This window comes from Gluconacetobacter dulcium (assembly GCF_014174165.1).
Taxonomy (GTDB): Bacteria; Pseudomonadota; Alphaproteobacteria; order Acetobacterales; family Acetobacteraceae; genus Gluconacetobacter; species Gluconacetobacter dulcium.
Map to the genome: position 1 here is coordinate 111,149 of NZ_JABEQN010000002.1, position 14,801 is coordinate 125,949.

At 67.1% G+C, this 14,801-nt stretch carries 13 protein-coding genes and 1 tRNA gene; 11 read left to right on the forward strand and 3 right to left on the reverse strand.

Translation table 11 applies throughout. The features are described 5' to 3' along the window. Positions 1 to 64: 64 nt before the first annotated feature. The 5 genes from HLH25_RS02150 to HLH25_RS02170 all read left to right on the forward strand — a co-directional run bounded on the left by HLH25_RS02150 (position 65) and on the right by HLH25_RS02170 (position 6,245). Entirely contained in the window at positions 65 to 2,281 is a 2,217-nt protein-coding gene (locus tag HLH25_RS02150; protein WP_182972654.1) for a sensor histidine kinase NtrY-like, read from the forward strand. Next, entirely contained in the window at positions 2,271 to 3,662 is a 1,392-nt protein-coding gene (ntrX, locus tag HLH25_RS02155) for a nitrogen assimilation response regulator NtrX (RefSeq protein ID WP_114727678.1), read from the forward strand. Before HLH25_RS02150 ends, ntrX begins: the two co-directional genes overlap by 11 nt. A 113-nt stretch (positions 3,663 to 3,775) precedes the next feature. Beyond that, on the forward strand, positions 3,776 to 4,072 hold the full coding sequence (hfq, locus tag HLH25_RS02160; protein ID WP_182972510.1) for an RNA chaperone Hfq: 297 nt from the start codon (positions 3,776 to 3,778) through the stop codon (positions 4,070 to 4,072). A 7-nt stretch (positions 4,073 to 4,079) separates the two neighbouring features. Beyond that, positions 4,080 to 5,366 carry a GTPase HflX gene (hflX, locus tag HLH25_RS02165; protein ID WP_182972511.1) on the forward strand — a complete coding sequence of 429 codons (1,287 nt, stop codon included), beginning with the start codon at positions 4,080 to 4,082 and terminating at the stop codon, positions 5,364 to 5,366. A 42-nt stretch (positions 5,367 to 5,408) separates the two neighbouring features. Further along, positions 5,409 to 6,245: an inositol monophosphatase family protein gene (locus tag HLH25_RS02170; protein WP_182972512.1), complete on the forward strand. Its 837-nt coding sequence runs from the start codon at positions 5,409 to 5,411 to the stop codon at positions 6,243 to 6,245. Positions 6,246 to 6,251: 6 nt separating this feature from the next. Here HLH25_RS02170 and mazG read toward each other — a convergent pair whose 3' ends face one another. After that, on the reverse strand, positions 6,252 to 7,034 hold the full coding sequence (gene mazG / locus HLH25_RS02175) for a nucleoside triphosphate pyrophosphohydrolase (protein ID WP_182972513.1): 783 nt from the start codon (positions 7,032 to 7,034) through the stop codon (positions 6,252 to 6,254). A 142-nt stretch (positions 7,035 to 7,176) separates the two neighbouring features. Here mazG and argC point away from each other — a divergent pair, with 142 nt between their 5' ends. From argC to HLH25_RS02200, 5 genes are all read left to right on the forward strand, one after another. Beyond that, on the forward strand, positions 7,177 to 8,121 hold the full coding sequence (gene argC, locus HLH25_RS02180; RefSeq protein WP_182972514.1) for an N-acetyl-gamma-glutamyl-phosphate reductase: 945 nt from the start codon (positions 7,177 to 7,179) through the stop codon (positions 8,119 to 8,121). A gap of 91 nt (positions 8,122 to 8,212) precedes the next feature. Then, positions 8,213 to 8,296: transfer RNA gene (locus tag HLH25_RS02185), tRNA-Leu, on the forward strand. A gap of 17 nt (positions 8,297 to 8,313) precedes the next feature. Next, positions 8,314 to 9,495: a phosphoserine transaminase gene (locus HLH25_RS02190; protein ID WP_182972515.1), complete on the forward strand. Its 1,182-nt coding sequence runs from the start codon at positions 8,314 to 8,316 to the stop codon at positions 9,493 to 9,495. A gap of 49 nt (positions 9,496 to 9,544) precedes the next feature. After that, on the forward strand, positions 9,545 to 10,690 hold the full coding sequence (locus HLH25_RS02195; RefSeq protein ID WP_182972516.1) for an ATP phosphoribosyltransferase regulatory subunit: 1,146 nt from the start codon (positions 9,545 to 9,547) through the stop codon (positions 10,688 to 10,690). Positions 10,691 to 10,777: 87 nt separating this feature from the next. Then, positions 10,778 to 12,067 carry an adenylosuccinate synthase gene (locus HLH25_RS02200; RefSeq protein WP_182972517.1) on the forward strand — a complete coding sequence of 430 codons (1,290 nt, stop codon included), beginning with the start codon at positions 10,778 to 10,780 and terminating at the stop codon, positions 12,065 to 12,067. Between the two features lie 67 nt (positions 12,068 to 12,134). Here the strand turns inward: HLH25_RS02200 and rpoH are convergent, their stop codons facing one another. Both rpoH and HLH25_RS02210 read right to left on the reverse strand, forming a co-directional pair. Continuing rightward, positions 12,135 to 13,019 carry an RNA polymerase sigma factor RpoH gene (gene rpoH / locus HLH25_RS02205; RefSeq protein WP_182972518.1) on the reverse strand — a complete coding sequence of 295 codons (885 nt, stop codon included), beginning with the start codon at positions 13,017 to 13,019 and terminating at the stop codon, positions 12,135 to 12,137. 250 nt (positions 13,020 to 13,269) lie between these two features. Further along, entirely contained in the window at positions 13,270 to 14,238 is a 969-nt protein-coding gene (locus HLH25_RS02210) for an RluA family pseudouridine synthase (RefSeq protein ID WP_182972519.1), read from the reverse strand. 66 nt (positions 14,239 to 14,304) lie between these two features. On the opposite strand from HLH25_RS02210, the gene HLH25_RS02215 reads away from it, so the two are divergent. Beyond that, positions 14,305 to 14,709, forward strand: coding sequence for a hypothetical protein (locus HLH25_RS02215; protein ID WP_182972520.1), 405 nt, complete (start codon positions 14,305 to 14,307; stop codon positions 14,707 to 14,709). Positions 14,710 to 14,801: the final 92 nt, after the last annotated feature.

A 14,801-nucleotide genomic window follows, 5' to 3' on the forward strand; every position in this document is an offset into this window, starting at 1 on the left:
CAATCTGGTGCTGACCCCGCGGCACGGTTTCAATCTGAGACGGCTGGCGTCGGGAATGGGGTTGATGCGCGGGCTGTTCGGCCTGCTCGCCCGGCGGAATGTCGCCATCGCCCTGGTGGCGCTGGCGCTATGCTTCGGCGTCGCGACCTTCGTCGTGCTGTCGGGCGGGATGTCGGTGACGCATTATCCGCACATCCAGGCGTTGATCTTCATCCTCAACTTCCTCGTGCTGCTGCTGCTGGCGCTGGCGCTGGCGGAGCGGCTGGGGCGGGTGATGGCCGACCGGCGGCGCGGTCTGGCGGGGGCGCGGCTGCATGTGCGGCTTGTCACGCTGTTCGGCATCGTCGCGGTGGCGCCGACCGTGGTGGTGGGTACGTTTGCCGCCGTCTTCTTTCATTACGGCATCCAGATCTGGTTCAGCGACCGGGTGAACACGGCGCTGAACGAGGCGCTTCAGGCTTCGCGCGGGTATCTGCAGGAGCATAACGCCAATATCCGGACCGAGGCGTTCTCGCTGGCCAATTACCTCGCCGGGGCCGCGAACAGCCTGGAAGGGTCGGGGTCGGACCTGATGCATGACCCCGAGGCGCTGGATCAGGTGCTGGATTCGCAGGCGACCCTGCGCGGGCTGAACGAGGCGGTGATCTATGATCCGCTGACCAATACGGTGGTGGCCAAGGGCGGATTGATGAGCCGGGCGGGCGACATGCAGGCCCTGCCGCCGCCGTCGGCCACCATGATGGCCCGGACCAACGAGATCGCGATTCTCGATTCGCCGGACGAGAAGACGGTGCGGGCGGTGATTTCGCTGGGCGATACGCCGGCGCTGATGCTGGTGATTACCCGGCCGGTCGATCCGTCGATTCTCGACCACATGCACAAGACCGAAATGGTGGTGGCCGATTATCAGCGGCTGAACCGGAACCGGTCCAAGATCCAGTTTACCTTCGTGCTGATCTTCGCGCTGGTGGGGTTGCTGGTGCTCTTCGCCGCCGTGCTGGTGGGGCTGGTGCTGGCCAACCAGATCGCCCGGCCGCTGGGGCTGCTGATCCTGGCCTCGGAGCGGATCAGCGATGGCGACCTGAAGGTGCGGGTGCCGGAAGGCGAGCGGCATGACGAGGTGTCGAGCCTGTCGCGCGCCTTCAACCGCATGACCGACCAGCTTTCCAGCCAGCGGTCCGAACTGATGATCGCCTATGGGCAGATCAACGAGCGTCGGCGTTTTACCGAGGCGGTGCTCTCGGGCGTGTCGGCCGGGGTGATCGGGCTGGATGCGCAACAGGTGATCGAACTGCCGAATCGGGCGGCCAGCGTGTTGTTGCAGCATGATCTGACGGCCGCCGTCGGGCGGCATCTGGTGGATGTGGTGCCCGAGTTCGGCCCGATGCTGAACGAGGCGGCCAGTGCGCCCGACCGGGTGTGGACCGGCGAGATCCATGTGGGATCGGGCACGAAGGCCTGTACGCTGCTGGTCCGGATCGGGAGTGAGACCACCGGGGGGGCGCCTGACCGGTATGTGGTGACGTTCGATGACATCACGGCCTTGCAGGCCGCCCAGCGCAAGGCGGCGTGGGCCGATATCGCGCGGCGGATCGCGCATGAGATCAAGAATCCGCTGACGCCGATCCAGCTTGCGGCCGAACGGCTGAAGCGCCGTTTCCTGCGGGAAATCACCTCCGACCCCGAGACGTTCAGCCAGTGCGCCGATACGATCGTGCGCCATGTGGGCGATATCGGGCGCATGGTGGACGAATTCTCGGCGTTCGCGCGGATGCCGCAGCCGATCATGCGGCCCGAGGACCTGTCGCGAATCGTGCGCGAGGCCCTGATCCTGCAACGCAACGCGCATCCCGAGATCCGGTACGAGACCGACCTGCCCGATCATGGGCCGATCGTGTCCTGTGACCGGCGGCTGGTCGGGCAGGCGTTGACCAATTTGCTGCAAAATGCCGCCGATGCCATTGCAATGCTTCCGAAAGATGGTGATGCTGCCGATCGCCCGGCCGGATCGGTCGGCGCTGTCCGGATTGTCTTGCGTATCGAAGGCACGGCCGCGCACATCGCGGTCGTCGACGATGGGATCGGTCTGCCTGAGGAAGACAGGCGGCGTCTGACCGAGCCCTATGTGACCCACAAGCCGAAGGGGACCGGGCTTGGGCTGGCGATCGTCAAGAAAATTCTGGAAGATCACGGGGGAAGTATCCGTCTGGAAGACAGGCCAGACGGGCGGGGGGCTGTTTCGATCTTGGTACTGCCGGTAAAGGACGAGCATGGCGCATGAAATCCTGATCGTTGATGACGAACCGGATATCCGGCTGCTGATCGAGGGTATCCTTCGGGACGAAGGATACGAGACGCGGTTGGCGGGGGATTCGGATTCGGCGATCAGCGCGTTTAGGGCGCGCAGGCCGTCACTGGTCATTCTGGATGTCTGGTTGCAGGGGTCGCGGCTGGATGGGTTGGGCATTCTCCAGGCGATCCAGGGCGAGGAACCGGTCGTGCCCACGATCATGATTTCCGGCCATGGCACGATCGAGACGGCCGTGGCCGCGCTTCAGCACGGTGCCTACGATTTTATCGAGAAGCCGTTTCAGTCCGATCGTCTGCTGCTGGTGGTCCGCCGGGCGCTGGAGGCCTCGCGTCTGGCGCGGGAGAACGCGGAGCTGCGGCTGCGCGCGGGCGCCGAGGCGACGCTGTTCGGCGATAGTCCGGCCATTGCCGCCGTGCGCAACCAGATCGAGCGGGTGGCGCCCAGCGGCTCGCGCGTGCTGATTTCGGGGGCCGCCGGCGCGGGCAAGGAGGTCGCGGCGCGGATGATCCATGCCCGGTCGCGCCGGACCGAGGGGCCGTTCGTCGCCCTGAACTGCGCCACGCTGGCGCCGGGCCGCTTTGAAGAAGAACTGTTCGGCATCGAGGGCACCGCCGACGGCAGCGGGCGGCGCACCGGCGTGCTGGAGCGCGCCCACGGGGGCACGCTGCTGCTGGACGAAGTGGCGGACATGCCGATCGAGACCCAGGGCAAGATCGTCCGGGCGTTGCAGGACCAGAGTTTCGAGCGCGTGGGCGGGGCCACGCGGGTGAAGGTCGATGTCCGCGTGCTGGCGGCGACCAATCGCGACTTGCAGGAGGCGATTGCCGCCGGGCGGTTCCGCGAGGATCTGTATTACCGGCTGGCGGTGGTGCCGCTGCGCGTGCCCAGCCTGCGGGAGCGGCGCGAGGATATTCCGGGTCTGGCGCGGATGTTCCTGCACCGGGCGGCGGAGAATGCCGGCCTGCCGCTGCGCGACCTGTCGGGCGATGCCATCGCGGCCTTGCAGAGCTATGACTGGCCCGGCAATTCGCGCGAGTTGCGCAACCTGATGGAGCGGCTGCTGATCATGATGCCGGGAAACGGCACCGATCCGATCCGCGCCGAGATGCTGCCGCCGCAGGTGGGGCAGGGGGCGCCGACGCTGCTGAAATTCGACCCGGCCGCCGACGTGATGGGCCTGCCGCTGCGCGAGGCGCGCGACCTGTTCGAGACCCAGTATCTCCAGGCCCAGTTGCTGCGATTCGGCGGCAATATCAGCCGCACCGCGGGCTTTGTGGGCATGGAGCGCAGCGCGCTGCACCGCAAGTTGAAGCAGTTGGGCGTGACGTCCGACGAGCGGGGCGCAGGATGAGGTTTTGCCCCCTGGGGAAGGGCCTGCTAGAGAGGGCCAACCGAATTATTGGCGGGGAACGGAGCGGCTTGCGCGGCGTTCGTCTTCGCCGACAGAGCAAGTAAGGCCCAACCGTGGCAAAAGAACCTACGCAGAACGTTCAGGATGTTTTTCTCAACCATGTCAGGCGCTCCAAGACGCCGGTTACGGTGTTTCTGGTCAATGGTGTCAAGTTGCAGGGCATCATCACCTGGTTCGACAATTTTTCCGTCCTGCTGCGCCGTGATGGCCACACGCAGCTTGTCTACAAGCACGCGATCAGCACCGTGATGCCGGCGACGCCGGTCATGCTGTTCGACCCCTCGCGCCCCGAAGGCGCGGCTGTGGATCTGTCCGACAAGGATCTGACGGGGGAATCCGATCTCGTCTGACGTACCCGTGGCGCAGTCGCCCACGCGGGCGGCCGTCATCCTGCCTTGGGAGCGGCCTGACCGTCAGGACGAGGTTCGCGCCGCCGAAGCCCGGCTGGAAGAAGCCGTGGGTCTGGCGGCGTCGATCGGGCTGGTGATCGTGCGTCAGGCGGTGCTGCTGCTGCGCGCGCGCCGGCCGGCCACGCTGCTGGGCAGCGGCCAGGTGGAGTCGCTGCGCCAGGCGGTGCAGGAGGATCGGGTCGCCGTCGTGGTGGTCGATACCCGCCTGACGCCGGTGCAGCAGCGGAACCTGGAAAAGGCGCTGGGCTGCAAGGTGATCGACCGCACGGCCCTGATCCTGGATATTTTCGGCGAGCGCGCCGCCACCAAGGAAGGCTCGCTTCAGGTCGAACTGGCCCATCTGGAATATCAGCGCAGCCGGCTGGTGCGGACCTGGACGCATCTGGAGCGGCAGCGTGGTGGCTTCGGCTTTCTCGGCGGGCCGGGCGAGACCCAGATCGAGGCCGATCGCCGGATGATCGGCGACCGCATCGTGCGGCTGAAGCGCGAACTGGAGCAGGTGCGGCGCACCCGTGGGCTGCATCGGGCCGCGCGGCGGCGGGTGCCGTTTCCGGTCGTGGCGCTGGTCGGTTATACCAACGCCGGCAAATCCACCCTGTTCAATGCCCTGACCGGGGCGACCGTTTATGCGCAGGACCAGTTGTTCGCGACGCTGGACCCGACGATGCGCGGGATTCGGCTGCCGTCGGGCCGGCGGATCATCCTTTCCGATACGGTGGGGTTCATCAGCGACCTGCCGACGGAACTGATCGCGGCGTTCCGCGCGACGCTGGAAGAGGTGGCCGAGGCCGATATCATCCTGCATGTGCGCGATATCTCGCACCCCGACACCACGGCGCAGCGCGCCGATGTGGAAGAGGTGCTGGAAGGCATGGCGAACAGCGGGACGCTGGAGACCGACTGGCGCCGGCGGGTGGTCGAGGTGCAGAACAAGGCCGACCTGCTGGGCGGGTGCGACGCGGTGCCGGTACGGGCCGGGAGCGTCGCGATTTCGGCGATGACCGGCGACGGGTTGCCGGAATTGCTGGCGGCGATCGACCAGCGCCTGACCGAAGCGATGGAAATCGTCGACTACACCATTCCGGTGAAGGACGGTGCGTTGCTGGCATGGCTGTATGCTCATGGCGAAGTAACGTCGCGCGATGACGGCGAGCAGGCTATTGTGGTGACGGTGCGGCTGCTGCCGGCCGATCGCGCCCGGTTCGAACAGCAACTGGCCAATCGCGACCGGTAGGCGCCCGCCCGGGCCGCATGGCCGGGAAGGGGAGACAATGTCATGACGGTCGCGGTTTCGGGCGCGCATATGCGCACGGTTCTGGACATCATGCGGCAGGCGGCGGCGGAACGGATCATGCCGTCCTTCCGCCATCTGGGCGCGGATGCCATCCGCTGCAAGAGCAGCAAGATGGATGTGGTGACGGTGGCCGACGAAGCGGCCGAACATGACATGACGGCCGCTTTCCTGCGTCTTTCGCCCGGTGCGGTGGTGATCGGCGAGGAAGCCGTCTGCGCCCGGCCCGACCTGATGGACGCCATCGAAGACGCCGATCTGGCCTATGTGATCGATCCGATCGACGGGACGGCGAATTATGCGGCGGGGGTGCCGCTGTTCGGCGTCATGGTGGCGATCCTGCGGCGGGGCGAGGTGATCGGGGCGGCGATCCTGGACCCGATCTGTAATATCGCCGCGCTGGCGGTGCGCGGCGAAGGGGCGTGGCTGGTGGGAGCGGACGATGCCGAGCGGCCGTTACGCTGTGCGCCGCCGGTGCCGGCGGCCGAGATGTGCGGCAATGCCTCGTGGCGTTATCTGCCGCGCCCCTTGCGCGACCTCGTGGCCCGCAATCTGCCACGGGTGATGGGGTCGTGGGATTTCCGCTGCGCGGCGCAGGAATATCTGATGCTGGTGGATGGGCAATGCCATTTCCTGCTCTTCAACCGCACCATGCCGTGGGACCATCTGGCCGGTTGGTTGATCCATCGCGAGGCTGGCGGCTATTGTGCCCATTTCGACGGATCGCCCTATTGCGTGACCGATCGGGCCGGGGGGCTGCTTTATGCCCCCGATCGGGCAAGCTGGCAGGATCTGCGGGACCTGCTGCTCGACCCGGGCTGATTCCGGTCAGGCTTTGCGTTCCTGCCGCTTCACGGCCTGCCACGCGGCTTCCATGTCGGCCAGGGTGCTGTCGGCCGGGGTCATGCCGCGTTCGGCCAGATGCTGTTCGACCCCGGTGAAGCGGCGGGTGAATTTGGCGTTGGCCTGACGCAGGCAGGCTTCGGGGTCGAGGTCCAGCTTGCGGGCCAGGGTGGCGAGGGTGAACAGCACGTCGCCCAGTTCGTCGGCGATTCGGTCGCGGTCGCCCGAATCGAGTTCGACTTTCAGTTCGGCGATTTCTTCATCCACCTTTTCGGCGACATCCTTCGCCTCGGGCCAGTCGAATCCGACGCGGGCGGCGCGGGCCGAGAGCTTGCCCGCGCGCAGCAGGGCGGGGAGGGCGGTGGGAATGCCGGCCAGCGTGCCGCGCTCGCGCCGGGCGAGGCGTTCCTGTTCCTTGCCGTCTTCCCACTGGCCGGGGGCCAGGGCGGCATCGCCGAAGACGTGGGGGTGGCGGCGGACCATCTTGTCGCCGATCATGCTGGCGACGGTCGCGAAATCGAACAGGCCGGCCTCCTCGCCCATGCGGGCGTGATAGACGACCTGGAGCAGCAGGTCGCCCAGTTCGTCGGGCAGGGCGGCCCAGTCCTGCCGGGCGATGGTGTCTTCGACCTCGTAGGCTTCTTCGATCGCGTAGGGGGCGATCGAGGCGAAATCCTGCGCGCGGTCCCACGGGCAGCCGCTGACCGGGTCGCGCAGGCGGGCCATGATGTCGAGAAGGCGCGAGAGGGCCTGGGCGGCGTCGGACATCCGGGGGCTCCGTGCTGGTATCGGCGGGATCGTTTTCTCTCTGCACCGGTGTGGCGGGCGCGTCCAGCGTGGCACGGGGCTGGAAGCTCTGGCTGGCGGGGCGGAGCGGGATTATAGTCCCGCGCCCAGGATGGGGGATATCATGGACGGACAGGCGACGGTTTTCATTGACGGCGAGGCGGGCACGACGGGGCTGGGCATTCGCCAGCGCCTCGACGCGCTGCCGGTGACGGTGCGTTCGATCGCGCCGGAGCAGCGCAAGGATGCCGGTGCCCGTCGTGCGATGATGGAATCGGTCGATCTGGTGGTGCTGTGCCTGCCCGATGCGGCGTCGCGCGAGGCGGCGGCCATGGCGGCGGAGATCGCGGCCACCGGTGGCCGGGCGCCGCGTCTGCTGGATGCCAGCACGGCGTTTCGTGTTGATCCGGACTGGGTTTATGGGTTTCCGGAAATGGGCGCGGGGTGCGCCGCACAGGTCGCGGGGGCGGCGCGGGTTTCGAACCCCGGCTGTTATCCGACCGGGGCGATCGGGCTGTTGCGGCCGCTGGTCGAGGCGGGGCTGCTTGCGCCTGATACGCCGCTGACGATCAATGCGGTGAGTGGCTATAGCGGCGGCGGCCGGGCGATGATCGAGGCGCATGAGCACGACGGTGGGCCGGCTTTCCTGCTGTATGGGCTGGGGCTGGAGCACAAGCATCTGCCCGAGATCACCCGGTATGCCGGGCTGACCCGTGCGCCCGTCTTCGTGCCGTCGGTCGGGCATTTTCCGCAGGGGATGATCGTCTCGGTGCCGCTGCATCTGGATATGTTGGCCGTGCCGGCAACGGGGGGTGACCTGCGGGCGGTGCTGGCCGATTTCTATGCCGGTTCGGATCGGATCAGCGTGGCTGAGGCCATGCCAGACCTTTCCGCCGAGACGCTGGCGGGGACCGACCTGATGGAATTGCGGGTTCATGCCAACGAATCGCGGCGGCAGGCCGTGCTGACCGCGCGGCTGGACAATCTGGGCAAGGGGGCCTCGGGCGCCGCGATCCAGAATATCGCCTTGATGCTGGGGCTGGCGGCGCCGGCGCCCCGCGCCGGGTGATGGTTTGCTGGATGGTCGTTTGCCAGATGGTCGTTTGATCGTTCCTGCGCGATTGCCTGCCGGCCCGGTTTGCTGATAAGGAGGCCCGCAGGCGAGAGTGACGGAACGGTAGACGTAGTCGGCTCAAAATCGACCGCCGCAAGGCATAGGGGTTCGAGTCCCCTCTCTCGTACCATTTCTCCGGACCGGATGATGTCTGCTCTCTCTCCCGACGCGATCGCGAAGCCGGGCGTGCGCCCCGCCAATCCCTGTTTTTCCTCCGGCCCGTGCGCCAAGCGTCCGGGATGGTCCCTGGATGCGCTCTCCGGCGCGCTGCTGGGGCGCTCGCATCGCGCGCCCGAGGGTCGCGCCCGGCTGAACGAGGTCATTACCCGCTCGCGCGCCATCCTCGGCCTGCCGGATGACTGGAAACTGGGGATCGTGCCGGCATCGGATACCGGCGCGGTGGAGATGGTGCTGTGGTCGCTGGTCGGCGAACGGCCGGTCGATGTGCTGGCGTTCGAGAGTTTTTCGGCGACGTGGGCGGACGATATCATCAACCAGTTGCACGCGCCGGCCGCGCGGGTGCTGGAGGCCGATTATGGCCGCCTGCCGGATCTGGGGCAGGTGGACTGGGCGCATGACGTGGTGCTGGCGTGGAACGGCACCACGTCGGGCGTACGTATTCCCGATGGCGCGCCGATTCCCGTGGAGCGCGACGGGCTGGTGATCTGCGATGCGACCTCGGCCGCCTTTGCGATGGATCTGCCGTGGGATCGGCTGGATGTGGTGACCTGGTCCTGGCAGAAGGTGCTGGGCGGTGAGGCCGCGCATGGCATGCTGGCCCTTTCGCCGCGCGCGGTGCGCCGGCTGGAGGCGGCACCGCCGCCGCGGGCGCTGCCGAAGATTTTCCGCCTGACGGCGAAGGGGCGGCTGATCGAGGGTATCTTCAAGGGCGATACGATCAATACGCCTTCCATGCTCTGTGTCGAGGATGCGCTGGACGGGCTGCGCTGGGCCGAGGCCATTGGCGGGCTGCCGGCGCTGATTGCCCGGAGCCAGGCCAATCTGGCGGTGGTGGCGGACTGGGTCGCGCAGTCCGGCTGGGCGTCGTTTCTGGCCGCTGACCCGGCCGAGCGGTCCAGCACCGCGATCTGCCTGACCATTGTGGCGCCTTGGTTCGTGGCGCTGGATGCGGCGACGCAGGCCAAGGCGGCCAAACGGATTGTCAGTCTGCTGGAAGAAGAGGGCGTGGGGCTGGATATCGGCAGCTATCGCGATGCGCCGCCGGGGCTGCGGCTATGGGGCGGCGCGACCGTGGAGGCCGATGACCTGCGTGCGTTGATGCCGTGGCTGGACTGGGCCGAAGCCCAAGTGCGCTCAGAGTTCGCCTGATCTGGCGCGTGGGCTGACGAATGGCCGCAAGGATGATATAGGCGCGCGCATGACGGACGATCCGCCTCCCAATCCTGCCCTGCTGCCCGCAGGCTTTGTCGATCTGCTGCCTTCCGATGCCGAGGCCGAGGCCGCCGGTATGGAAAGCCTGATGCGGGTCTTTGCTTCGCATGGCTACAGCCGGGTGAAGCCGCCTCTGCTGGAGTTCGAGGATACGCTGCTGAGCGGGTCCGGCGCGGCGGTGGCCGATCAGGCCTTTCGCCTGATGGACCCGGATACGCGGCGGATGATGGCGTTGCGGCCCGATATCACGCCGCAGATCGCGCGGATTGCCGCGACGCGGCTGGCCGATGCGCCGCGCCCGCTGCGCCTTTCATATACCGGGCTGTGTGTGCAGGCGAGTGGTGGAGCGCGGGAGAGCGACCGGCAGATTTCGCAGGCCGGTATCGAACTGATCGGGCCGGATACGCCCGAGGCCGATGCCGAAGTGGTGGCGTTGGGGGCCGAGGCGCTGGCGGCACTGGGTGTGCCCGGCGTGTCGTTCGACCTGACGATGCCGCCGCTGGTGCCGGCGCTGATTGCGGAAGTGGGCTTTACCCCTGCCGAGCGGCAGGCGCTGATGCGGGCGCTGGACCGCAAGGATGCGGCGGCGGTGGCGAAGCTGGCCGGTGGGCTGGCGCCGGTGTTGACCGAGTTGCTGCATGCGGCCGGGCCGGCCGAGCGGGCGCTGTCGGTGCTGGGCGGCCTGGTGCTGCCCGCGCCTGTCCGGGTGCTGAGCGAGCGTCTGGCCGCCACCTTTGCCGCGATCACGGCGCGGGTGCCGGATATCCGCCTGACCGTTGACCCGGTCGAATTCCGGGGGCTGCATTATCATACCGGCGTCTGTGTGACGGTGTATGCGCGTGGGCAGCATGAAGAGCTGGGTCGTGGTGGACGCTATGTGTCCAATAATGACGAGCCGGCCTGTGGCCTGACGCTGCGGCCTGAGGCGTTGCTGCGGGCGGCGCCCGCCAGGGCTGGCCGGGTACGCGTGTTTCTGCCCGTGGACTGCGATCCGGCAGTCGGCAAGCGGTTGCGGGCCGAGGGGTATGCGACCGTCGATGGGTTGGTGCCTGTCGCGGACAGCAAGGCCGAGGCGCGGCGGCTGGAATGCGATATGATCGTGGCCGGCGACGGAGTGGTGGCGCTGAACTGACGCGCCTGTTAAGCCGGGCGGCTGGGCGGCCGGTGCCGCCCCTTTTGTGTTGCGTTCCGGCCGGATCGTTTTTCTGAGGAGCTTCTGATGTCCAACGTCACCGTGATCGGCGCCCAATGGGGTGACGAGGGGAAGGGCAAGATCGTCGACTGGCTTGCCAGCCGGGCGGATATCGTCGTCCGTTTCCAGGGTGGGCACAATGCCGGCCACACGCTGGTGGTGGGTGACCAGACCTACAAGCTGTCGCTGCTGCCCTCCGGCCTGGTGCGTGGCAAGATGGGTGTGATCGGCAATGGCGTTGTCGTCGATCCTGAGGCGCTGCTGACCGAGATCGACCGTGTGACGGCGCAGGGGCTGAAGGTGACGCCGGAGACGCTGCGCATCGCCGAGAACGTGCCGTTGATCCTGCCCGTACATGGCGCGATCGACCGTGCCCGCGAAGAGGCGCGTGGTGCGCGCAAGATCGGGACCACCGGGCGTGGGATCGGCCCGGCCTACGAAGACAAGGTGGCGCGTCGGGCCATCCGTCTGTGCGATCTGGCCGAGCCGGAGACGCTGGACTGGAAGCTGGACGAACTGCTGCTGCATCACAATACGCTGCTGGCCGGGCTGGGGGCGCCGACCTTTACCAAGGCCGCGCTGCTTGATCACATGAATGCGCTGGCGCCCCGCGTGCTGCCTTATATGGACACGGTGTGGGATCTGCTGGACGACGCGCGCCGGGCCGGCCGCCGCATCCTGTTCGAAGGCGCGCAGGCGGTGATGCTGGATGTCGATCATGGGACGTATCCGTTCGTGACCAGTTCCAACACCATCGCGGCCAATGCGGCGACGGGGAGTGGCGTGGGGCCTGGTACGGTCGGTTTCGTGCTGGGGATTGCCAAAGCCTATTCGACGCGCGTGGGCGAGGGGCCGTTCCCCAGCGAACTGCATGACGAGATGGGGCGTACGCTGGGCACGCGCGGGCATGAATTCGGCACCGTGACCGGTCGTCCGCGCCGTTGTGGCTGGTTCGACGCCATGCTGGTGCGTCGCGCGGTGCGCGTCGGCGGGATCAACGGGCTGGCGCTGACCAAGCTGGACGTTCTGGACGGGCTGCCGGAGATCAAGGTCTGCGTCGGCTATGAGCTGGACGGCAAGGAAATCCGCAGCTTCCCGTCGGCTCCGGCGGCGCAGGCTCGGGTGACCCCGATCTATGAGACGATGGAAGGCTGGACCGACAGCACCCGTGGTGCCCGTTCCTGGGCCGATCTGCCGGCGCAGGCGATCAAGTATGTGCGCCGGATCGAGGAACTGGTCGAAGCGCCGGTGACGCTGCTCTCCACCAGCCCGGAGCGTGACGACACTATCCTGATGCGCGACCCCTTCGAGGGCTGACGCCCATGCGAAAAGGGCCGGACCTGTGATGGTCCGGCCCTTTTTTTGTCGGGGTCTTGCCGGGCGGTCAGGCCGCGCTGGCGCCGCGATGGGTTTCGACTTCCGCCTTCATCGCGGCCTGCACCTTCTCGAAGGCCCGGACCTCGATCTGGCGCACCCGCTCGCGCGAGATGTTGTAGGTGTGCGACAGATCTTCCAGCGTTGACGGTTCGTCCTTCAGTCGGCGTTCGGTCAGGATATGCCGTTCGCGCGCGTTCAGGGTTTTCAGCGCGTTGTCCAGCAGGGCCTTGCGGCCGCTGAATTCCTCGCTTTCCGCCAGCGTCTCTTCCTGGTTGTCGTGGTCGTCGACCAGCCAGTCCTGCCATTCGCCTTCGCTATCGGCGCGCAGGGGGGCGTTCAGGCTGTGATCGGGCGCCGAGAGCCGGCGGTTCATGTTGATCACGTCCTGTTCCGGCACGCCCAGCGACTTGGCGATCTGGTTCACCTGTTCGGGTTGCAGGTCGCCATCGTCGATGGCCTGCATCTGGCCCTTGAGGCGGCGCAGATTGAAGAACAGCTTCTTCTGGGCGGCGGTGGTGCCCATTTTGACCAGCGACCAGCTATGCAGGATATATTCCTGGATCGCGGCGCGAATCCACCACATCGCATAGGTCGCCAGCCGGAAGCCGCGATCGGGGTCGAAGCGGCGGACCGCCTGCATCATCCCGATATTGCCCTCGCTGATCAGTTCGCCCAGCGGCAGGCCGTAGCCGCGATATCCCATCGCGATCTTGGCGACGAGGCGCAGGTGCGAGGTGACCAGCGTATGCGCGGCCTTGGTATCGCCCTTGTCCCGCCAGCTCCGCGACAGACGCTGCTCGTCTTCCGGCGAGAGCATCGGAAACTTGCGGATATCCTGGAGGTACCTTGAAAGGTTGGTCTCGGGACCAACATTGAGAACTGAAGAGGCCATTGGTCGGACTCCTTTTCCCTGAGGGAGGCCATGTCCCGCTGATGTCCTAAAGGCACATCTGGCGACAGGGTTGCATGGCCGGCCCGTATGACGCGTGGATGGACTTCACGTCCCCGCGTGGCACCCCCTCCGAGGGCCGCACCGTCGCGGGACGTCCATTCCGACGGTAGCGTCACCCGTCGAAGCATGGACCAAGCCTATCGGCCCGGTCTGGGAGCGTCAAGGAAGCTCCTGGGATATTGCCTTAAAACTAAGCAATCTTTGCCATGAGCGCCTTGAAATCGGCCGGCGGGGCGGTCTCGAACAGCATGGCTTCGCCCGTGCGGGGATGGGTGAAGCCCAGGCGCGCGGCGTGGAGGGCCTGGCGCGGGAAATCCAGTGCGGCGCGTTTCGCGTCGTCGGGCAGGGTGCGTGCGGCGGCGGGGATGCGGCGCAGATAGACGGGATCGCCGACCAGCGGGTGGCCGCCATGCGAGAAATGGACGCGGATCTGATGGGTGCGGCCGGTCGCCAGCCGGCATTCCACCAGGCTGAGCGCGCCATGGTGGGTGGAGAGGGTGCGGTAATGCGTCAGTGCCGCCTTGCCGCCGTGGGTGACCACGGCCATGCGCTTGCGGTCGCGCTTGTCGCGGCCGATCGCGCCTTCGAATCCGCCGCTGGCGGGAGTCATCAATCCCCATGCCAGGGCCAGGTAGGTGCGGTCGATATCGCGGGTCGCGAAGGCGTCGGACAGGGCTTTGTGGGCCTGTTCGGTTTTGGCCACGACCATGACGCCCGACGTATCCTTGTCCAGGCGGTGGACGATGCCGGGGCGTCGCTCGCCGCCGATTCCCGTCAGGCTGTCGCCGCAATGGGCCAGCAGGGCGTTGACCAGCGTGCCGTCCTCGTTGCCCGGTGCCGGATGCACCACCAGACCGGCGGGCTTGTCCAGCACGATCAGGTCGGCGTCCTCGTACAGGATGGCGAAGGGGATGTCCTGGGCCTGGGGTGTGGCGGGGATTGCCGGCGGAACCCTGATTTCATAACACAGACCGGGCCGCACCGGATCGGCGGGCTCACGCAGGATCTGGCCGTCGCGGAGTACGTGACCGGCTTCCATCAGCGCCTTGACGCGCGAACGGGACAGCGTATCGAGCGCGTCGGCCAGGAAGCGGTCGGTTCGCTGGCCGGTATGCTCTTCGGTCGCGCTGACGCGGAGGGGGGGCGTGTCGTCGGTCATGCACGGCTCTTAACGGAAATCGCCCGGCCGGAACATCATGCCGGGCCAAGTTGGATCAAGACAATCATGAATGGACAGGGCGTGAGTGGACCGGGAACGAGCGTGGCGGCCTCCAGGGGGTTGCTGGCTGCCGTGATCGGCATGGGGGTGCTGTTGGCGGTGGGCTCTCTGGTGCTGGTCGGTGTGCTGGTCCATCGGATATCTCATCCGAAGCCGGCGGCGATTGCCGGGCTCGACGCTGAACCGGCCGCGCTGGCGGTGGCGGCGGGAAATGATGGCGAACTGGTGCTGGGCGAACCCGCCGGCACGCATGTCAGCGGCATGACGCGGGAGCGGGAAGGGGTGCTGGCGGTGGCGCTGACTGGCGGCGGTGGCCCCGACCGGGTGCTGCTGTGGGACGTTCAGAACCGACGAATCGTTGGCCGGCTGGTCATGAGCCCGGCGGCGCCGCAGGCCGTGCCTGCTCCGTAATCGCCTGAAAAGCTTCGCACTTGGAAAAAATGTGCCGCAAACCAATTTTCCTGCTTCGGGTGGGTTGCGTCCCCTCTCGCGATGTCATAGAA